Source organism: Providencia sp. PROV129, from assembly GCF_028482245.1.
In the GTDB taxonomy this organism is placed as follows: Bacteria; Pseudomonadota; Gammaproteobacteria; order Enterobacterales; family Enterobacteriaceae; genus Providencia; species Providencia vermicola.
Window position 1 is genome coordinate 148,779 of the sequence record NZ_JAMPQD010000005.1, and the last position, 21,246, is coordinate 170,024.

The window sequence follows — 21,246 nt, forward strand, 5'->3', positions numbered from 1 at the left end:
TAGTATGAAGAACCCACCACTACATCAGCTATACATTCATGGTGGTTATATTGATAGCTCGCAACCACAGTGCGACCAATTTCCCGCGATCAACCCTGCCAATGGTGAGGTGATTGCCAATCTCCAATCGGCTAGCCAAGAAGATATTCAGTGGGCAATGGAAAGTGCCAAACAAGGGCAAAAAGTGTGGGCGGCAATGACGGCAATGGAACGTTCGCGAATTTTACGTCGTGCGGTCGATATTTTACGAGAACGCAATGATGAACTCGCCTACCTTGAAACCCTTGATACAGGAAAGCCACTTTCTGAAACTCGATATGTGGACATTGTGACGGGAGCTGATGTCCTTGAATATTATGCAGGCCTTATTCCAGCTCTTGAAGGACAACAAATTCCATTGCGGGAAAGTTCATTCGCCTATACACGCCGTGAACCTTTGGGGGTCGTCGCTGGGATTGGCGCGTGGAATTACCCGATTCAAATTGCGTTGTGGAAATCAGCCCCTGCACTTGCGGCGGGCAATGCGATGATTTTTAAACCCAGTGAAGTGACGTCGTTAACTGCGCTTAAACTTGCTGAGATTTATACGCAAGCGGGTGTCCCTGCGGGGGTATTTAACGTGGTAACGGGTAAGGGAGGGGAAGTCGGGCAGTGGCTCACGGAACACCCAGAAATTGCAAAAGTGTCATTCACGGGCGGGATAGCGACAGGGAAAAAAGTGATGGCCAACGCTTCTGCCTCTTCCTTAAAAGAGGTCACCATGGAGTTGGGTGGCAAATCCCCGTTAATTATCTTTGATGATGCAGACTTAGATAAAGCAGCGGATATTGCCATGATGGCCAACTTTTACAGCTCAGGTCAAGTTTGCACCAATGGAACCCGCGTGTTTATCCCTGAATTCCTCAAAACGCAATTTGAAGCGAAAATTGTAGAGCGGGTTGCACGAATTAAGATTGGTTCACCGATTGTAGAAGAAACCAATTTTGGGCCATTAGTTAGCTTTCCTCATATGGAAAATGTATTACGTTACATTGAATTAGGTAAGCAACAAGGGGCACGGTTATTGTGTGGCGGTGAGCGTCTTGTTGAAGGGGATTTTGCTAAGGGCGCCTATGTGGCACCGACTGTCTTTACGGATTGCCGTGATGAAATGCAAATTACACAAGAAGAGATCTTTGGCCCAGTGATGAGTATTTTAAGTTACCAAACTGAAGATGAAGTTATTGCGCGTGCAAATCATTCCGTCTATGGGCTAGCCGCGGGCATTGTCACGCAGGACTTAACACGTGCTCATCGTGTTATCCATCAGTTAGAAGCAGGTATTTGTTGGGTCAATACATGGGGGGAATCCCCAGCAGAAATGCCAGTGGGGGGCTATAAGCACTCAGGTGTTGGTCGCGAAAATGGCATCATAACGCTGCAAAACTACACACAAATCAAATCCATTCAAATTGAACTTGGGGAGTTTTCATCCGTTTTCTAATCACATCATTTTAATTTGACTGAAACAGAGGAGATAACAATGGTCTATGACTATATTATTATCGGTGCTGGTTCAGCCGGTAACGTTCTTGCTACACGCCTGACAGAAGATCCTGAAGTTACTGTGCTGCTCCTAGAAGCAGGAGGGCCAGATTATCGGCTCGACTTTCGCACACAAATGCCAGCCGCATTGGCGTATCCGTTGCAAGGGCGTCGTTACAACTGGGCGTACGAAACTGACCCAGAACCTCATATGAATCATCGTCGTATGGAATGTGGCCGCGGAAAGGGGCTTGGTGGCTCTTCGTTAATTAATGGCATGTGCTATATCCGTGGAAATGCGATGGATTTTGATGGGTGGGCCCAAGCACCAGGCCTTGAAGATTGGCGCTATCTTGATTGTTTACCCTATTTTCGTAAAGCAGAAAGCCGCGATATTGGGCCAAATGATTATCACGGCGGAGATGGCCCTGTAAGTGTCGCAACACCAAAAACGGGTAATAATGTGCTGTTTAAAGCGATGGTGGAGGCTGGCGTACAAGCGGGTTATCCAAGAACTGACGATTTAAATGGTTACCAACAGGAAGGTTTTGGCCCAATGGATCGCACTGTTACACCACAAGGGCGACGTGCGAGTACAGGCCGTGGTTATTTAGACCAAGCTAAAGGGCGAAAAAACCTGACAATCGTGACGCATGCAACAACAGATATCATTGAGTTTGAAGGGAAAAAGGCGATAGGGGCCAAATATTACCAAGGTGACAGCACGACGGCAATAACGGTAAAAGCGCAAAAGGAAGTGCTTTTATGTGCAGGTGCAATAGCTTCCCCGCAAATTTTGCAGCGCTCAGGCGTTGGCCCCGAAGAGGTATTAGATGAATTTAATATTGAAAAAGTGCATGTATTAGAAGGTGTTGGGCAAAACTTGCAAGATCACCTTGAGATGTATTTGCAATATGAATGCAAACAGCCTGTCTCTTTATACCCCGCATTAAAATGGTATAACCAACCGATGATTGGTGCACAGTGGTTATTTAAAGGCACAGGGATTGGCGCGAGTAATCAATTCGAAGCTGGGGGTTTTATACGCACCAGCGATAAATTTGCATGGCCGAATATTCAGTTCCATTTTTTGCCTGTAGCAATAAATTATAACGGCAGTAATGCGGTAAATTTACATGGTTTTCAAGCTCATGTGGGTTCAATGCGCTCACCAAGTCGCGGCCGAGTCCGTTTAGCCTCATTAGACCCGCGTCAACACCCAAGCATTTTATTTAATTACATGTCATCAAAGCAGGATTGGGAAGAGTTCCGCGCAGCAATACGTATCACGCGAGAAATCATGGCGCAGCCAGCACTTGACCCTTATCGGGGAGAGGAAATTAGCCCTGGTAAGCACATTCAAACGGATGAAGAACTCGACGCATTCGTTCGGGAACGAGCCGAAACGGCATTTCATCCCTGCGGAACCTGTAAAATGGGCAATGATGATATGGCAGTGGTGGATGGTTCAGGGCGTGTACATGGGCTTAGTGGCTTACGAGTAGTCGATGCGTCGATTATGCCGCTCATTATTACGGGAAATTTGAATGCAACGACCATTATGATTGCCGAAAAAATTGCAGACAAAATTCGTCATCGCTCTCCATTAGCAGCAAGTGATGCAGAATATTATGTAGCGGATGGCGCTCCTGTTCGGAGGGAGCCTCAGAAATAACGCATTATATTAAGCTACTAGCGGTCATTTAATTCCCTTAAGCGACGATACGTTGAGTATTGTCGCTTTTTTTACGTTTGAATAAAGATTTTATTAATAAATAAATTAATGATAATAATAATGCAAATGATATTCATTATTATCTTGATCATTATTATCATTGGTGTATATTTCAATGGTTATTGCATTCATAGGGGGAATAGGTACGTAACCATTCAATAAATAAGGTTTTTCTGTTGGCTTCATTTAAAGCGTAACATATAAACCTACAATAAAATTCATGAATTCCAGTATGGCAGTAGGGATATATAACTCTGCCCGTACGGGATTTTATTGTCTCAATAAAATAATCATTAATTAATGAAGGCATTACTTAAATGATATTTCAAAATAAAAAAATAATTAGCTTACTTGTTATTTGTTCATCAAGTGCGGCATTTGCGGATGAAACTCAAACTACACCTCAGAAAGATAAACTGACGGTCACTGCCAGTAAAATAAAGTCGAATAGCAAACAAATCGATACCAAAGATGTTTCAACGGTTCGAGGAACAACCAATTCCGATATATTTGCGAATGAAAGTTCATTACAGGTTAATAATGCTCGAAATGAAGCGGGTGCATTGGATATCGGTATTCGTGGTTTGCAAGGTAATGGGCGAGTGCCGATTATTATTGATGGCAGCTTGCAATCTACCAATACATGGCGAGGCTACCAAGGCAGTACGGACAGAACCTATATTGATATGGATTTGGTCGATACTATCAATATTGAAAAGGGGGCGTCGATGAGTAAATTCTCTGGTGGTGCTATCGGGGGAACGGTGAAATTAAAAACCTTATCGGCGAATAGTATTATCCCCCAAGGTGACCAATTCGGTTTTTTATTTAAAGGGAATATTTACAATAATAATCGCCGTCCATCAGTGGCATCAGATGAAAAAAACGAATCACAGTACCGCTTATCGAATGGGATTAAAAATTCTCACTTTAATAATGGTTCAGTGACAGTGGGAATGGCGTATCGAAATGAAAAATTCGATGTACTGATTGCTCACAGTGATAGAAAGCAAGGCAACTTTTTGGCAGGGAAGAATGGCTACCATAAATATTCAACTACAGATGCCCCCATAAAACCTGGGCAAGAGGTGGTCAATACCAGTTATGAAAGTCAATCAACGCTGTTAAAAACCAATATCTATATTAACCCTTATTCAAGTATCGAATTAAATTACCGCCGTCATGAACAAAAAGCAGGGGAAGTTTTAGCTGCATATTGGTATCAATCTGACGGGAAAATGCCACAGTGGTCACTCGGAACGGCAGATATCGATACCGCATCATTGAATTATTCCTATAAACCTGATTCATTGTGGGTGGATATGAATTTAGGTTTGTGGTGGACAAAAGGTAAATTTAAGCAACGTAATGGCACGACCGATGATGTTACTGCACATTATGGCAACCAATATCAGCATCGTTATACCGATGAACGCATGGGCTTTAACTTAGAAAATACTTCTGAGTTTGCAAATTACCCTATTAATGTGACTTACGGCGTGGAATTTATGGAACAAAAAACGAAGCCGTTAACCAAAACATACCAACCGATATGGACTCCAGAAGGTACGATCCCTGGTGAGGAGTTAACGCCAGTAACACGCAATGCAAAAGGAAAAAATACGTCGGCATTTACCAATATGGAATATAAAGGTGAGTGGATTAGTACATTGGCAGGTTGGCGTATTCATTCTTTTGATGTCGATGACCATGTGTTAGGGAAAAGCATTAGTTATGGCCCGAAAAATGATTTTTTAGGTGAAGTGCGTTTTCATGTGACTGATGAGTTGGATGTCTATACTAAGTATTCAGACAGTTACCGTGAGCCAAGCCTATTTGAAACCACAGTTTCTGGGCAAACGTATTCTTATACACCCGATGTGCCACTTAAACCAGAGCATGCAAAATCATTTGAGGTTGGAATTGATTTTGAAAAAAATAACCTGATTTTTGATGAAGATACTGCTGGCTTACGGGTGGGGTACTTTAATAATGATATTAAAGGCTATCTTTCCCAAGGGGTAAACCCAACGGGGGTCTATTCACCTTATGTTGTCATGAAAAACTACGATAGTTTCAAGCTTTCAGGTTATGAAATTGAAGCGAAATATGACTCTAATTATGCTTTCGGCTCGTTAGATGCGACCTTCTATAACAATTCAGAGCTTTGTTCTCGTGATGAAATGGAATTAGGTAACTTACCCGCTGCTTGCAACTCAGTTGGGTTTGCATGGGGATTATCACCATCGCGTCTCCCACCGAAAAAGGTCGTCTCTGGAATCGTGGGGGTGAAAATGTTTGATCAGAAATTACAAACAGGCTTACGTGTGCGTTATAATGCAGGCAAGGAATACCCACAGAAATGGTTAGCGGGAACAGCCGCTGCCCCTGTCACTAAGTTACATGCAACCACGACTTTTGATTTATTAGGGAAGTATTCTATTCAAAAAAATCTTCATGTGAATTTCAATATTGATAACCTAACCAATCGCTATGCGTTTGACCCAGGTACTGTTATTTATATGCCAATTCCAGGAAGGACGTTCAGACTGGGACTTGAGGCGACTTTCTAAGTGGCCAATTCAATTGCCTTAGATTATGAAATTTAAGGCAATATCACAGTCATTATTTATTTGGCTGAAAACTCTTTGTATGCACTAATAGTTTCAGCTGCATACATGGCAGATGGGCCACCACCCATGAAGATAGCAACGCCGAGTGCTTCAGCTAACTCTTGTTCTGTTACGCCTAGTTCAACTAATGTTTTGGTGTGAAAACCAATGCAGCCATCGCAGCGGTTTGCAACTGCGATCCCAATAGCGATAAGCTCTTTGGTTTTTTTATCAAGGGCACCATCTTGTACGCCAGTACTCACAAGCCCCGAAAAGTGTTTCATAACGTCAGGAATATGTTTACCTAATTCCGGAAGGTGTTTACTGATATGTTGGGTAACGTCATTGTATTTAGACATTTTTTTCTCACTTTTAGTTAATGGATTTATATTATGTAAAATAATATAGTGTTTTTTTGTATATTATCAATCAAAATTAATTTAAAATTTAAAATTTAAAATTTAAAATTTTAAAAAGTTAATTTAGTATGGTTTTTTATTTCAATTAATGGGGGGGAGCAAACACTAAAAATGGGCAAAAAAAACCTCCCAAAAAAGATAAGGAGGGAAAATAAATATAAAGCGAGTCTACTTATATATCACTGATTGAATGTAAACCATACCCGACCAGATGAGTTATTTTCCAAAAATACATCAAATGTTGATTAATAATGGAAAAAATTTTTAAAAATCATTTGAGTAGAGTATTATTTGACGGAATTAATTAGCCATTGTAAATAGTTATCCTCAACCTGACTTGGGTCAAGCCTTATTAATTCAGGTGTTTCATAGGGATGTATTTTTTTTATCGCCTCAAAAATGCTGAGTTGATTAGATTGTGTTGTTTTAATTAGTAGTAAAACTTCTTTATCTTTTGTGATATTACCTTGCCAAAGGTATAAAGATATTATTTCAGGCAATAAAGAAACACAAGTAGCTAACTGGTTATCTAAAAGGTATTGTGCGATTTTAATTGCACTCTCTTGACTATTGGTTGTGCATAATACAATGCAAGATGGTTGAGAATTATTACTGTATTGGCTATTGGTAGTCATTTTATTTCCTCGATGGTTATATTAAGAAGCGTGCTGTAATTAATGGTAGATTAGAGACAATAATATGGAATGAGATATGAATATCTAAAGGACATTTTTTAATGCACAAAAAAAATTATTATTTCAAGTAACAATTGTATATCAAATAATAAGTCATATTGCTTGTTTTTTAATCTAATATTGGTTATTTATTCATCTCATGTGTTTTTCACCTGTAAATGTAATTGAAATATTATGTGTATATATCTAAAGAATGTGTTCTTTTATATCTAAAGTGTAACTAATTCGATTCAGCCTACAAAAAACAAGGTTAAATTATAAAAAAAATTGAAATTTTAGTATATTAAGAAAATTAAGATAATAAATTGAGCTATTATATGCGATAGACCTAAATACATTATAAATATGTAAAATACCAATTTAGCGAGTAAATATTTTTCTTGTGTTATTAAAAGCAAGTAAGGATTTTTTGCATTCAATAATGGCATTAGCATTATTGGAAAGTTAGTAATAACCAAATTTTACAAAAAAAAGTTACTTTATTCCTGAAATAAAGTAACTAACTGATAACGATCAAAGTTTTTAGGTTCTACATTGTTAACATGATGATGTAAATCAAAATAATTATCTGAATATACTCTGTATTTCCATCTTTAGGCATGTATGGATAACTCTATGAATAAACTTACACCTTTAAAACCTGTACCAACATTAATCGCAGTTGTAATCACACTTGTCATTTGGTTTTTAATTCCAGTACCTGAGGGTGTTAATCCCAATGCTTGGCATCTTTTGGCACTATTTGTCGGCACAATCGCCGCTATTATTGGCAAAGCTTTGCCAATTGGCGGGGTTTCTATTGTGGCTATTTCACTAGTTGCAGCAACAGGAGTCACCAACCCTGAATCAACGAAAGGCGCTATTGCTGATGCATTAAGTGGTTTTTCAAATGATTTAATTTGGTTAATCGGTATCTCGATTATGGTTTCTATGAGCTTGAATAAAACAGGCTTAGGCGCAAGGATTGGTTATTATGTTATTTCATTGTTTGGTAAAAAAACGATTGGAATTGCATATTCACTTGCGATAGCAGAAACAATTCTTGCCCCAGTGACACCAAGTAATACTGCGCGAGGAGGGGGAATTATTCACCCGATTATGCGTTCAATATCTGACAGTTTTGGGTCAAAAGCAGAAGATGGAACGGCAGGTAAAATAGGACGCTATCTTTCTTTAGTAAACTATAATGTTAATCCGATTACATCGGCGATGTTTATTACGGCAACAGCGCCAAACCCGTTAATCGTCAGTTTGATTATTAGTGAAACCAGCCAAAGTAATGAGCTGACTTGGGGAATGTGGGCGATTGCGGCATTTGTTCCTGCTATTGTCTCGCTTATTTTAATGCCTCTCGTTATTTACTTTATGTATAAACCTGAAATCACCTCAACGCCTGATGCACCTAATTTTGCAAAAGAACGTTTACAACAATTAGGGCCAGTATCATTGCCTGAAAAGATCACTTTAGGGGTATTTGGCTTACTGCTATTAATGTGGGCTGGTGTACCTGCGATGATCTTTGGGCCTGCTTATAGTATTAATGCGACAACGGCTGCCTTTATTGGACTCAGTATTCTATTGGCAACAGGCGTGATTAATTGGGATGACGTATTGAAAAATAAAGGGGCTTGGGACACTGTCGTTTGGTTCTCCGCTTTAGTTATGATGGCGAGCTTCTTAGGTAAATTAGGCCTAATTAAATGGATGTCATTAACTGTCGGAAGCACAATTGATAGTATGGGGATTAGCTGGGTATGGGGTATGCTCATCCTTGTTTTAATCTATGTCTACTCCCATTATTTCTTTGCGAGTACTACTGCGCATATTACCGCTATGTATGCGGCGTTTTTCTCTGCAGGTTTAGCATTAGGTGCGCCTCCAATGCTATTAGCACTGACACTCGCATTCTCATCATCGTTAATGATGTCGTTGACCCATTATGGAACAGGTACTGCACCTATTATCTTCGGGTCGGGGTATGCAACGTTAGGTGAATGGTGGAAAACAGGTTTTGTGATGAGTGTTGTTAACCTCGCTATTTGGTTCTTTATTGGTAGTGTCTGGTGGAAATTCTTAGGTTACTGGTAATAATACGCGGCTAACATGAGGATAAATAAAAGTCGGGCATAATTGCCCGATTTTTTATGTCCGTTGAATGCTATAATGCACTGATTATCAGGATAATTGTGCTAACGATAATCGAAACTAACATTATTTTTTTCCAGCTGATCACGGCCTTGGTATTCAGAGCATGTTGCCATAACAAATTGATTTCATCTGCATGAGCATATTTTCGTGTTTTAATAGCGAGTTTAACTTTTTTGACCATATCGTTGTCCGTTGAGACAGTATTTTTCATGATCATGGCAATTTACCTTTGTTGTAATAAGTAACAGCAATGCGTTAAGTAATATAAGAAATTGTTACGATGAAATGATTATCGCAGATAAAAAGTGAATAAAAATTGTCGAGTTTTTTTACCTATTTCCCCATTTAGGCGGAGAAACATTTGTTCTTAGAGTTTTTGCCAGAAAAAAGAGTAGATAAAAATAGAAATAACGTCATTAAGGGGAAATAAGGGGAATTTAAAGGTCATATTTACATTTTTTGGTGGGATATTTTTAATTTAAAGTTAAGTAGGTAAAGACCATAAATGTAATTGGTTTGGTTGTAAAAGCCAGTATGATATATAAACTCGCGATCAAATTTATGTAGAGGGAAACATGTATTCACAAAGGAAAGCTGAATTCTTCTTGGTATTAACCACGATGATTGCCGCTTGGGGGTGGGTTTTTTCGCGTGAAGCCGTTCAAGGTATGCCTGTTTTCGCTTTTCTGGGAACGCGTTTTTTACTTGCCGCTATTATATTGCTTCCTTTTTGCAAAGGAAAAAGAAATCGAATTCCACTGAAGCAACTCCCTAAAATATTAATGACAGGCGGTTGGATGGCACTGAATTTAGTTTTGTGGATCCATGCGGTTGCGATAACTGACTCTATTGGGGAAGGGGCTTTTATTATGAGCCTTGCGATGTTATTTGTTCCCTTAGTCGCATGGGTTATCTTGAAAAATCGACCAAGCCGATATTTTTGGGAAGCGTTGCCAGTAGCGATTATTGGGCTAGCTTGTTTAACTCTATTTAAAGCGCAGCTTGAATTTAAAGCAAGCCAGTTGTGGTTTTTAGGTGCCGCTATCGTTCAAGCGATTTATTTTTGTTATACCAGTTTGTATACCCGAATGGTGCCTCTTTTACCTTTAACAACGATACAGTTAGCCACAACAGGGATTGTGGCCTTGGTGCTTTCATTCTTTTTAGAAGAATGGCCGACAAGTTTAACCACACCAACCGTGATGTGGTTAGGGGCAAGTGTGGTTATCGCGACAAGCTTACGCTTTGTATTGCAACTTGTTGGTCAAAAAAACACTACCGCAGCCAATGCAGCGATTATTATGATCTTAGAGCCTGTAATGACAGTCTTTGTTGCTGCCATCTGGTATCACGAACGTATGCCGCTAATTCAAATCGTGGGCTGCATACTGATTTTATTTTCTTTATTTTATTACCGCTGGCGTTGTTCAAACTCATTATCTAAATAAGACTGATAGATAAAAAAACATTAATGATTGCGGATTTTTTTAAAGAAAACGACTATGATTAATAGCAAGATTTATCGATAGGGTATTAATCTTAATAAGACATTCTTATTCTGTAAATTAAGATTAATAGTGTTGAAAGTAGACAATAATTACCCAAAATAGCAAAATACTGAACAAGAGCATGCATTGTCATTTGTTTATGCATTGAAAGCTGAATGGGGAATAGGCAAAAAATGAAAAAATTAGTATTAATATTGGGTATGGCGGGTGTGATGAGCGTGTTATCAGCATGCTCCGATGAAAAATCAGAAATTGCAGAATACAAAGAAAATTTTGTGAATACTTGTGTGGTGGCTTCAGGTAACCCACAAGGCGAAACTGCAAAAGCAATTAGCGCCATTTGTGGTTGTGCATACGATAAAACGATTGAAAAATATGGTTTAAGTGAATTTAAACGTATGGACGGTGAATTGGAAAAATCAGGGAATGCAGAGCCTGAGTTCCAAAAAACAATGATTGAATTCGTTCAACAGTGTTCACAAAACGCGCGTTAATATTGCCTAACCCGCAGTGAATTATCCAACACTGCGGGTACTTATATCATTTAAATAAATTTTTAAATTGGTGGGGAGCACTGCGTAAATATTGCGGCGCTACATTAATTTGCTCGTTCAACTCAGTTGCCGCACGCCAAGGCCAACGGGGCTCAAATAAAATCCTACGACCAATGGCCACAAAATCCGCCTGATGCGTTGCAATAATCGCTTCTGCTTGTAGCGGTTCTGTTATTAGTCCAACCGCAATAACCGGCATCATGCTATGTTCATGGATAGCTTGTGCTAAAGGCACTTGATAATTAGGACTTAGCGGGATTTGTTGTTCTGGTGCAAGCCCTCCTGAAGAAACGTGAATATAATCACAGCCGAGTTCCTCTAATTGTTCACACAGTTCGATAGATTCGGGAACATCCCAGCCATTATCTAACCAATCCGTTGCGGAAATACGTACACCAACAGCAATATTAGGGCTGATAGCTTTACGCACCTCATGAAATACATTAATTAGCAAGCGGCTGCGATTTTCGAAACTTCCACCATATTCGTCTTGGCGTTGGTTTGAAATAGGAGATAAGAATTCATGCAATAAATAACCATGAGCTGCGTGGATCTCTATAACGTCAAAACCAGCTTGTTCGGCCCGTTTTGCCGCATTAATAAATTGGTGTTTAATTTCTTGGATATCATCAGTAGTTAGTTCCCGTGGCAAGGGATTATTACCAAAAGCGAGAGGGGAAGGCGCGACAGTTTGCCAACCATGGGCATCCGTTTTACTGAGGCTTTTTCCCCCTAACCATGGAAGATCACAGGATGCTTTTCTGCCTGCATGGGCAATTTGTACACCTAATCGGGCATCAGAATATTGTCGAATATCAGTGAGCATTTGTTGCATGGCTGTTGCTTGCTCGTCATTCCATAGCCCAAGATCTTTATAGGTAATCCGCCCTTCAGGCACGATAGCACTTGCCTCGACGAGCACCAATGACGCCCCAGATAAGGCCAGATTCATATAGTGTGCGCTATGCCAAGCTGTTGGTAAGCCATTATTAGCTGAATACTGGCACATCGGTGGAATAATAATTCTATTTTTTAGTGAAACCAGACCCATTGCTGCAGAAGAAAAAAGGTGACTCATTAGCGAATTCCCTATTTGTAGCCTTTAGTTATCCTAATATTATACCTGAATCAATAAGCGATTTTTGTGAGATGGTGTGGTATTGATTTGAAAACAGTATTTTTTAGAGGAGAGATAAAGAAAAAAATCAAGTCATTTAATTCATATTTGAGCAAAGAGATAAAAAGCAGATTTTCCTTTCTAACCTGCATAAAAAACAACAATTTTTTTAAAAAGATAATAGAAAAATTAAAATAAAATAGTGATGAGAAATTATATATATCGATAATTCCACATGTTATTAATTAACTAATTAACAACCAATTCTCTTTGGCATTAATGGGCGATTATGGTTTTAATGGTTCTAATAGTGAGTTTGGCTATTTTTTTATTTTAAATAGTGATTTTAATAAGTGTAAATGAGTTGTTATTACCGCAAAAATAGCCAATGAGACTTGCGGGTAGGCTAAAGGATTTATATAAGCAAGGTACTGATACGTAATGAAATGAGTAAATTCATTCTTCAATATAATTAATGTTGAATATTGAAGGTTATCAAATTAATTACATAAAAATCATTCACCTGAAAAATATAATTCTAAGAAGGAAGCTCATGTGTTAACAATTATTGGTATTTTAATCATTGTATCGATAGTCACCTTATTAATGATGGGAAAAGTTAGCCCCATTATTGCAATGTCGTGTATTCCCTTTCTCGGCGCTTTATTAGCAGGATATTCTATCGCAGAAATATCTGTTTTTTTTGAAAGTGGTATTAATAAAGTTTCCAAAGTTGCCGCGATGTTCTTATTCGCCATCTTGTTCTTTAGTTTGATGAAAGATTTGCACATTTTTGACCCGTTAATTCGGATCATGGTCAAAATGACTCGGGGAAACATTATTGTTGTCTGTATTATGACGACACTTATTGCGGGTGTTGTGCACTTAGATGGCTCAGGAGCAGCAACATTCCTTATTATTATTCCTGCACTACTCCCTTTATATCGTCAGCTTGGTATGAGCCCATATTTAATGCTGTTATTAATGTGTGCCAGTATGGGGATTATGAATATGGTTCCTTGGGGAGGCCCATTAGGTCGAGCTTCAGCTGTGACGGGTATAGATGCCTCTATTTTATGGCAGCATTTGATTCCTGTTCAATTAATCGGTATGGGCGGCGCCGTTGTATTTGCGGTTATTATGGGAATGCGTGAGAAACGTCGTATTGCTGCTGCAAAACTTAATGGTACCACGCCGTATGAAATGGATTCTTTGCTACCCGTTAGTGATGATATGGCAGATGTGACGGACACAATTCATAAACCTAAAAAACCGTTAATTAACGGTGGGTTGATTATCGCGTCAGTTATCTGTTTAGCATTTGGATTATTGTCAGCCCCCTATGTCTTCATGATAGCGCTTTCGCTAGCATTGATGGTCAATTTTCCAAATCCGAAAGATCAAATGAAAGTACTGTCACAACATGCGCCGCAGGCTCTAGGCATGGTGGCTATTATTCTAGCCGCAGGTGCATTTTTAGGCATTTTATCCGAAGGTGGTATGTTGAAATCGATAGCGATGGACTTAACCGCTATCTTGCCAATGGAATGGGTATCGAAAGTTCATATTTTTGTTGGGATTATCGGTGTACCAATGGATATTTTCACCAGTACAGATGCTTATTATTTTGCGCTGTTGCCAATAATTCAACAAATTGCGGGTACTGTAGGAGTTGACCCATCTTCAGTGGTCTACGCGATGGCAATAGGCAATAATGCAGGAACATTCGTCAGCCCGTTCTCACCAGCAGCATGGCTAGCGATGGGGTTAGCAGGTATTGATATGGGACGCCATTTGCGCTACTCATTTGGCTGGATTTGGTTGTTTAGCTTCTTTTTACTTGCTATTGGTGCAGTACTCGGTCTCTACTGATTATTCTTCATCTTTTGGTCTGTCGCGTTGTTGGTTTCAAAAGTCAACCCGAGTCACATACTTATGTATGCTCCTCGGGATTGGCTTTCTTTGCCGCTTAGCGACAGACGCAAAATCTATTGAATAACCCGCGTGCATTAGCTAAAGCATAATCTCAATGTGGCGGCGTTGTTGGCATCAAAAGTAAATCCCTAGATCGAAACTTGAATTGCCAGAATATACAAAGTAGCCAATTGAATTATTGGCTTGCTAATTATCAGATAGTTACTATGTTGGAAAATTAACGGGTGTGACATCATTTATTGGTTAATTATATCAATAAGGTTTTGTTATGCGTCGGCCGTTTTCCTCATATCATCCTATTCTTTACTGGCTGCGTGTGACTCAAAAACGTCTGGCTCGAAGATTGCACTGGGCATTTTCCTCTAAATACTATTCGAAGGCGAAATCCAGTGAACGCCTTGAATATCGCTATAACAAACACACCTCTAAATTGATCCGTAAATTGGGTGACTCAGATTTGCGTCTGCAACATAACAAAGTGATTAATTTACGAATTGCGGTGCAAGCCATGAATGGCATAACCATTTATCCAGGGGAATATTTCTCTTTTTGCCGCTTAGTTGGAAAGCCGACGGCTCGCCGTGGTTTTGTCGAAGGAATGGAACTGTCTTTTGGTGAGGCTCGCTCTGGGATTGGCGGGGGGATCTGCCAACTGAGCAATTTAATCCACTGGATGATATTGCATTCGCCGTTGCAAGTCGTTGAGAGAGCCAATCACAGTTTTGATCCTTTTCCAGATGAAGGCCGTGTATTACCGTTTGGTTCAGGTGCGGCCATCTTTTATAACTACATTGATTTGGTATTTTACAACCCAACACAAAGCGCTTTTCAATTGGTATTTAATATCGCGGAGCACCAGTTAGAAGGGGAGTTATTATGTAGCGAGCCTCGTGATGTGAAATACCATATTTACCAAAAAAATCATAAATTTACTCGAGAAAAAAATATCGTTTATCGTCACAATGAAATTTGGCAGAAAGTGACAACTAAAGGCCAAGATCCCGTAACATTACAAGATAATTGCTTGTATCGTAATAAAGTTGTGGTGAAATATGCCATTGATGATAGCCAAATAATGGCGTCATAATGCCAATTTCGGTTGATATTAGGAATATATTGATAGCCTTTATCTTGACTGTTGAACTAAAATCCCCCTGAATTGAATTCTAATTGGCTAATAGGGCATTATTAGCATCCAAAAAATGAGGCCGTCACTCGGAATAGATATGTAATACCAACACTTGATTTCTCAATATTTAAAGACGCAAATCTGGCAAAGGTTTGTGATGATTTCTATTTCTTTAGAGAAAGCATGATGAATATGCAATCAAGAAAGTATGGTAGAACGTATCATTATCCGTTCTCACCTGGTACGACGAGCGACGATCGTATCAACAGTGATTGGTGGTCTCATATCCAAAATATCGATACGCTAATTCACACAGAAAAACTCGATGGCGAAAACAATTGTTTGAATCGTCATGGTGTTTTTGCGCGCTCCCATGGCGCACCAACACAATCTGCGTGGAGCCAACAAATTCGCCAGCGGTGGCAATTGATTAAAGATGATTTAGGGAATATTGAGCTATTTGGTGAAAACCTCTATGCGGTGCATTCCATTGAATATCAACATATTGAAGATTATTTTTATGTGTTTGCTGTGCGCCAAGGGGAGTATTGGCTAAGTTGGGAAGAAGTGCAGTTTTATGCAGCACTGTTTGATTTTCCTACTGTGCCACAGCTTGTATTGCCAGTAAATAAACAGATGACTGAGCAAGAGTATGCACGCTCATTAATAGCAGCAGCATCATTAGATAGCCAATTTATTGCCCATGATACTCATACAGGTCAAGCCTGTAGTATGGAGGGAATTGTTAGCCGTGATAGCCAAGGTTTTCATGTGGATGATTTTATCTCTCACGTATTTAAATATGTGCGCAAAAACCACGTAAAAACAGATATTCATTGGAAGCGCAATTGGCAAAGGGCAAAGTTAGCATTTGAGCGGCAAGGAGAGCAATCATGAGTTGGCAATTCACTAAAAACCGCGATTGGGCACAACTTGAAGCTCAGTTTGATTTTGTTCGGGATATGAAAAATGTCCCGCAAGACGTGTTACACCATGCTGAAGGCAATGTGGCTACTCACACCCAAATGGTGCTTGCTGCATTGGAAAGTCTGCCAGAGTATCAGCAGCTTTCTGAATCCAAACAAAATATCGTCTGGGCGGCAGCGTTATTGCACGATGTGGAAAAACGCAGTACAACGCGGGAGGACGAAGAAGGGCGTATTCATTCACCGGGGCATGCTAAAAAAGGGGAGTTATCCGCACGAAATATCTTGTTTCGCCAAGTAGATACTCCATTTGCAGTGCGTGAAAAAATTGCGGCACTTGTCCGTTTTCACGGCTTACCTTTATGGTTGATGGAAAAACCTGATCCAGAACGCACTCTCTTTGCCGCTTCGCTACGTGTTGAGATGCCATTATTGTGCATGTTAGCAAAGGCGGATGCGATAGGTCGCATTTGTGAAGACAAAGCAGAATTATTAGCACGTATTGAGTTGTTCGAGTTGTTTTGCCGCGAACAAGGGTGTTGGGATAAGCCGAAAGAGTTTGCTTCTTTGGCGGGGCGTTTTCATTACTTCCATCACCAAAGGGGGATGCCAGACTATCAACCTTTTGAGGAAGAAGGCAGTGAAGTCATCATGTTGTGTGGTTTACCAGGCATGGGTAAAGATTATTTTGTGAAACAATTTTACCCACAAACTCAGATGGTATGTCTTGATGAAATTCGTCGTGAGCACAAAATTAGCCCTGCGGACAGAAATGCGCAAGGGTGGGTGGCGCAGCAAGGCAAAGAGCAGGCCAAACAGTTTTTGCGTACAAGAACGGATTTTATTTGGAATGCGACGTCGTTAAGTGCTTCGTTGCGAGCCAGTATGATCAGTTTGTTTGAACGCTACCAAGCCAAAGTCCACTTAGTCTATTTGGAAGTGCCATTTAAACAATGGCGCCAGCAAAACCAGCAACGTCAGTATGCCGTTCCTGAACAAGTCATGGAGCGCATGGCTGGGAAGTTAGAATTACCGACACCCGATGAAGCCCATCAAGTTTCTTATTACATTAATGGGGAATTTATCGACTTACTTGACTTGGTATAAAATAAATTCCCCGCCTATTGCCAGTGAGGCGGGGAGTTTTTACTCATATATACTATCGGATTACTTTGACTTGTCGTCTGCCTGCAACTCGAATTATTTAGAGCATCGCTTAATACTTACGTATTTAATTTTCTTCTCTTTCATTTCTTCAACGTTAAACCTGACATGTGCAATGAAAAATAGCTTCACGAAAGATAAAATAGCCGCTAGATAGCACAGTTATTTTAGAATAATGTTTTATGCTACGCCCTTGTTGATACTTTGATATAAAGCCTAGCTCCCTTTTCCGGTTGACGAAAGCATCCTTTGTATAGCTATTTTTGCAGCTTGTGATTGTATTTTCATATATTCGTTCTCTTTAGCGGGTTCTACAGCCCTTTCTAATCGCGATCTTCCCATTTCGTAATTAGCGGGAGAAATTTCTGATGGCACCTCATTTGAAGGGAGATGATTTCGTTGACGTGTAGATGGGAGACAATTAGGCGGCATCACTATTATGACTCCAATTATTAAATTAATAGTTATTATAATTATAGAGTACATAAATAAAACTAGAGTGAATACCTTATATACGGGCATTGGTTAAGTATTTTAATCAATACCGGAAAGCATAAAAATAGTGTGTGTATTTACGGGGCCATAGTATGTAACGCGGTGTTAGGGGGAAGTTTGGGTATCGAGAATTATTGTGGGTTGAGCCCGTTTTTGAACAGGCTCTGAGGTAACAAGTTCTAAGGAACGTAAACATCCCCTTCAAACAATTTTCTGGCAGTGCGGATGATAGACGCCTGCAAACCTTCCGGTGAATTCCCTTTTTGGCTCAAAGATACGTCAAATTTTCCACTTAAATGTTCAATCGAAATGTTTTGCATATCAACGGAATGAATATATTGCTTCACGATACTATCTGGTAAGATGGTACTTGTCGCGATAGCAATAGCACCTGTTACAGCGAGAGCTCCGTGGCATTTATGCGGCATGAAGTAACGTACATTGATTGTTCCTCCATGGATAGCTGGTGAAACTAAAATAGGTTTTGGGATCACTTTTTTGCTAACGTCACCTAATCCCATCGCTTCACCTGCCTTGATTCGAATCGCCTCAAGTTTCTGCATAAACTCTGTATCTTTTTCAAGTTGTTCTGCGGTTTCGTAACCAGTTTTATTCAGCTGAGGTGCATCAATTAGCACTACAGGCATCGCCATATCAATGCAGCTGACCTCGACCCCTTCAATCGTATCAATTGAATGACCAGTAGGGAGTAACTTACCTGTTTTGGTACCACATGCATTTAAGAATGTGAGAGCAACAGGGGCGGCATGCCCAGGAACGCTGGCAATAGCAGTATCCCCATCATATTCAACTTGCCCATTAGGTGTTTGTACGGTCGAATTCACGAATGTATTGGTATTGATATTGCGAATTCTTACCGTCGTTGTTCCGTCAGTAGCAGGAACTAAACCTTTTTCAATAGCAAAAGAGCCTACGGCACAAAGAATATTGCCACAGTTTGGTGCCGTATCAACAATACGTTCAGTAATGGAAACTTGAGCAAATAAATAATCGATATCTGCATCAGGGTGGGCGGATGGGCTGATAATGGCAACTTTACTGGTTTGAGGACTTCCGCCACCAATACCATCAATTTGTAGTGCATGGCCAGAACCCATAATCGCAAGGATCAGTTGATCACGTTGCTCAATATCTTGAGGAAGATAGTCTGCCAGTAGAAATACACCTTTCGATGTGCCTCCACGCATTAATGTGCAAGGGATTTTTTTCATCTGTTTACCCGTTATATTTCCCGCTGTGGCGGTGTTGGCTTCTTTCAGTTACCCAAGTCACATACTTATGTATGCTCCTTGGGATGCCTTCACTTGCCGCCTAGCCACAACGTGAACTATTTAGGGTAAACCCGTTCAATTTCCCGCTGTGGTAATGTTGGCTTCTTTCAGTTACCCAAGTCACATACTTATGTATGTGACTTGGGATGCCTTCACTTGCTGCCTAGCCACAACGTGAACTATTTAGGGTAAACCCGTTCAGTTTCCCGCTGTGGTAATGTTGGCTTCTTTCAGTTACCCAAGTCACATACTTGTGTATGCTCCTTGGGATGCCTTCACTTGCCGCCTAGCCGCAATCCGAACTATTTAGAGGATTAGCGTGAATGATCGTTATATCTTGGTCTGGGGCATAATTGATATTGCACCCCATTGAATAACTTAGTGATTGATTAGAATAGAGCGCATTAAATTAGACCCATGCTAATCAAGATTTCCCACCAACCTAAACCGATAGTCATGTGGACGAATAAGCTAACGAATGCGACTAATCCACCGATGATCCACCAAGAACGAATATCGTTGTAGCCTGCACCGAATACGATTGGTGCTGCGGCACCACCGTAGTGCGTTACGCTTCCGCCGTATGCGTTAGAGAACAGTAAGCCTAATGCCAGTAACATTGGAGGTGCACCTGCGACCATACCGACAGTGGCAAATACAGGCACCATCGCGGCCACATAAGCACCACCTGATGCGAACAGGTAACGAATGGCGACACTGATAAACATGATAACAAAGAAAGCTAACATGGCTTGGTCACCGAAAGAGAGATACTGACTCATGGTGTCGGCTAACCATTTAAAGAAGCCTGCTTTAGTGAGAACGCCTGACATACTGATGATACCGCCGTACCAAATCAGGGTGTTCCAACCCCCTTTGTTTTTCAGCACATCATCCCATGTGACAACACCTAAAATTAAGGTTAATGCCATGACAGCGATAGCGACACTGGATGCACTCACACCGATAAAGTCAGAGAAAATCCAGCCGCACAGTGCGATAACGAAGATGATAGCCAACAGTTTTTCACGCATCGTCATTGGGCCTAAGTCTGCTAAGCCTTTTGCTGCGATCTCTTTGTTATTCACCTTTTTGAGTTCAGGTGGATACAGCTTATAAATCATCAGTGGTGTCAAAATCAGCATAATTAAGCCAGGAACCGATGCCGCGAGTGCCCATCCACCCCAACTTAAATGAATGCCCATAATGTCACTCATCATGGCTAATGCTAAAGCGTTTGGTGCCATTGCTGTTAAGAACATATAGCTGGTCGTTTTGGTCACCATGTATACGTTGACTAACAAGTAGTGGCCTGCTTTGCGAGGGCTTTTTTCAGGATCAGAACCTAATGCTACTGCCACGCTGTTTATGATTGGGAAAACAATCCCACCTGCACGAGCGGTATTCGATGGCGTTGCTGGGGCAATAATTAAATCAAGGATCGCAGTGACATAACCAAGGCCTAATGTAGTGCCGCCCAATTTACCAATCAAAATGTACGAAAGGCGTTTACCCAAACCTGTAATAACAAATGCAGCACTCAGCGTAAATGCCGCAAATACCAGCCATGTTGTCCCTGATGCATAACCACTTAAGACTTCACTGGCTTTAACATCTTTCGTACCTGTTACACCAATTATGATGGCGCTTGCGGCAATAGTGGCTAACAAAATAACAGGTTCTGAATAAGGTTTTAGTACCAGTCCAACAATAGCCGCGAGGTAAAGACCAAATAATAACCACGCGATATGCGGTAACCCCTCAGGAGTCGGTATTAAGGCGATAATGATTGGAATTGCTATCAGAAGTAGCAGTTTCCAGATTTTGTCTTTTGGCATAGGCTTGATCCTTAACGAAATTAAAACTTGAATATTATGAATTCGGTTTTTCGTCATATTGGAGGTATAGCAATGCCTTAATAGGAATAATGATTTTGATATTCATTGTCATTATTTAGCTATTTCCAATATGTTATAAATTCTTTAAATCAATA

The 21,246-nt window shown here is 40.3% G+C and carries 16 protein-coding genes; 10 read left to right on the forward strand and 6 right to left on the reverse strand.

Annotation, left to right across the window (positions count from 1 at the left end):
- Positions 1-4: 4 nt before the first annotated feature.
- The 3 genes from betB (at position 5) to PSF27_RS02305 (ending at position 5,832) form a co-directional block, all read left to right on the forward strand.
- The gene (gene betB, locus PSF27_RS02295; RefSeq protein WP_272680798.1) at positions 5-1,483 is read left to right on the forward strand and encodes a betaine-aldehyde dehydrogenase; all 1,479 of its coding nucleotides are present in this window, start codon (positions 5-7) and stop codon (positions 1,481-1,483) included.
- Positions 1,484-1,522: 39 nt separating this feature from the next.
- On the forward strand, positions 1,523-3,199 hold the full coding sequence (gene betA / locus PSF27_RS02300; protein ID WP_206083899.1) for a choline dehydrogenase: 1,677 nt from the start codon (positions 1,523-1,525) through the stop codon (positions 3,197-3,199).
- A gap of 377 nt (positions 3,200-3,576) precedes the next feature.
- On the forward strand, positions 3,577-5,832 hold the full coding sequence (locus PSF27_RS02305) for a TonB-dependent receptor domain-containing protein (RefSeq protein WP_206083900.1): 2,256 nt from the start codon (positions 3,577-3,579) through the stop codon (positions 5,830-5,832).
- 56 nt (positions 5,833-5,888) lie between these two features.
- Here the strand turns inward: PSF27_RS02305 and PSF27_RS02310 are convergent, their stop codons facing one another.
- Both PSF27_RS02310 and cutA read right to left on the reverse strand, forming a co-directional pair.
- Positions 5,889-6,230 (reverse strand): carboxymuconolactone decarboxylase family protein, encoded by a 342-nt coding sequence (locus PSF27_RS02310; protein ID WP_206083901.1) that lies wholly within the window; start codon positions 6,228-6,230, stop codon positions 5,889-5,891.
- A 347-nt stretch (positions 6,231-6,577) separates the two neighbouring features.
- Positions 6,578-6,925 (reverse strand): divalent-cation tolerance protein CutA, encoded by a 348-nt coding sequence (gene cutA, locus PSF27_RS02315; RefSeq protein WP_206083902.1) that lies wholly within the window; start codon positions 6,923-6,925, stop codon positions 6,578-6,580.
- 675 nt (positions 6,926-7,600) lie between these two features.
- Between cutA and PSF27_RS02320 the strand changes: the two genes are divergently transcribed.
- Positions 7,601-9,073, forward strand: a complete 1,473-nt coding sequence (locus PSF27_RS02320; RefSeq protein ID WP_272680799.1) for an anion permease — start codon at positions 7,601-7,603, stop codon at positions 9,071-9,073.
- Positions 9,074-9,143: 70 nt separating this feature from the next.
- On the opposite strand, the gene PSF27_RS02325 is transcribed toward PSF27_RS02320, so the two are convergent.
- Positions 9,144-9,350 carry a 3-oxoacyl-ACP synthase gene (locus PSF27_RS02325; protein WP_206083904.1) on the reverse strand — a complete coding sequence of 69 codons (207 nt, stop codon included), beginning with the start codon at positions 9,348-9,350 and terminating at the stop codon, positions 9,144-9,146.
- A gap of 358 nt (positions 9,351-9,708) precedes the next feature.
- Between PSF27_RS02325 and PSF27_RS02330 the strand changes: the two genes are divergently transcribed.
- Positions 9,709-10,581 carry a DMT family transporter gene (locus PSF27_RS02330; RefSeq protein ID WP_206083905.1) on the forward strand — a complete coding sequence of 291 codons (873 nt, stop codon included), beginning with the start codon at positions 9,709-9,711 and terminating at the stop codon, positions 10,579-10,581.
- Positions 10,582-10,814: 233 nt separating this feature from the next.
- Positions 10,815-11,135, forward strand: coding sequence for a hypothetical protein (locus PSF27_RS02335; protein WP_206083906.1), 321 nt, complete (start codon positions 10,815-10,817; stop codon positions 11,133-11,135).
- A 46-nt stretch (positions 11,136-11,181) separates the two neighbouring features.
- On the opposite strand, the gene PSF27_RS02340 is transcribed toward PSF27_RS02335, so the two are convergent.
- Positions 11,182-12,273: an NADH:flavin oxidoreductase/NADH oxidase gene (locus PSF27_RS02340; RefSeq protein ID WP_272680800.1), complete on the reverse strand. Its 1,092-nt coding sequence runs from the start codon at positions 12,271-12,273 to the stop codon at positions 11,182-11,184.
- Between the two features lie 594 nt (positions 12,274-12,867).
- On the opposite strand from PSF27_RS02340, the gene PSF27_RS02345 reads away from it, so the two are divergent.
- From PSF27_RS02345 to PSF27_RS02360, 4 genes are all read left to right on the forward strand, one after another.
- The gene (locus PSF27_RS02345) at positions 12,868-14,184 is read left to right on the forward strand and encodes a CitMHS family transporter (RefSeq protein WP_272680801.1); all 1,317 of its coding nucleotides are present in this window, start codon (positions 12,868-12,870) and stop codon (positions 14,182-14,184) included.
- Positions 14,185-14,515: 331 nt separating this feature from the next.
- Positions 14,516-15,334: a VanW family protein gene (locus tag PSF27_RS02350; RefSeq protein ID WP_272680802.1), complete on the forward strand. Its 819-nt coding sequence runs from the start codon at positions 14,516-14,518 to the stop codon at positions 15,332-15,334.
- Between the two features lie 228 nt (positions 15,335-15,562).
- Positions 15,563-16,273, forward strand: a complete 711-nt coding sequence (locus PSF27_RS02355; RefSeq protein WP_206083910.1) for an RNA ligase family protein — start codon at positions 15,563-15,565, stop codon at positions 16,271-16,273.
- Entirely contained in the window at positions 16,270-17,409 is a 1,140-nt protein-coding gene (locus tag PSF27_RS02360; protein WP_272680803.1) for an AAA family ATPase, read from the forward strand. The genes PSF27_RS02355 and PSF27_RS02360 overlap by 4 nt, the downstream gene beginning before the upstream one ends.
- Before the next feature lie 731 nt (positions 17,410-18,140).
- On the opposite strand, the gene PSF27_RS02365 is transcribed toward PSF27_RS02360, so the two are convergent.
- Together PSF27_RS02365 and PSF27_RS02370 are read right to left on the reverse strand one after the other, a co-directional pair.
- Complete coding sequence (locus PSF27_RS02365) at positions 18,141-19,193, reverse strand: 4-oxalomesaconate tautomerase (protein ID WP_272680804.1); 1,053 nt, start codon at positions 19,191-19,193, stop codon at positions 18,141-18,143.
- 464 nt (positions 19,194-19,657) lie between these two features.
- Positions 19,658-21,091 carry an anion permease gene (locus PSF27_RS02370; RefSeq protein ID WP_272680805.1) on the reverse strand — a complete coding sequence of 478 codons (1,434 nt, stop codon included), beginning with the start codon at positions 21,089-21,091 and terminating at the stop codon, positions 19,658-19,660.
- Positions 21,092-21,246 lie beyond the last annotated feature (155 nt).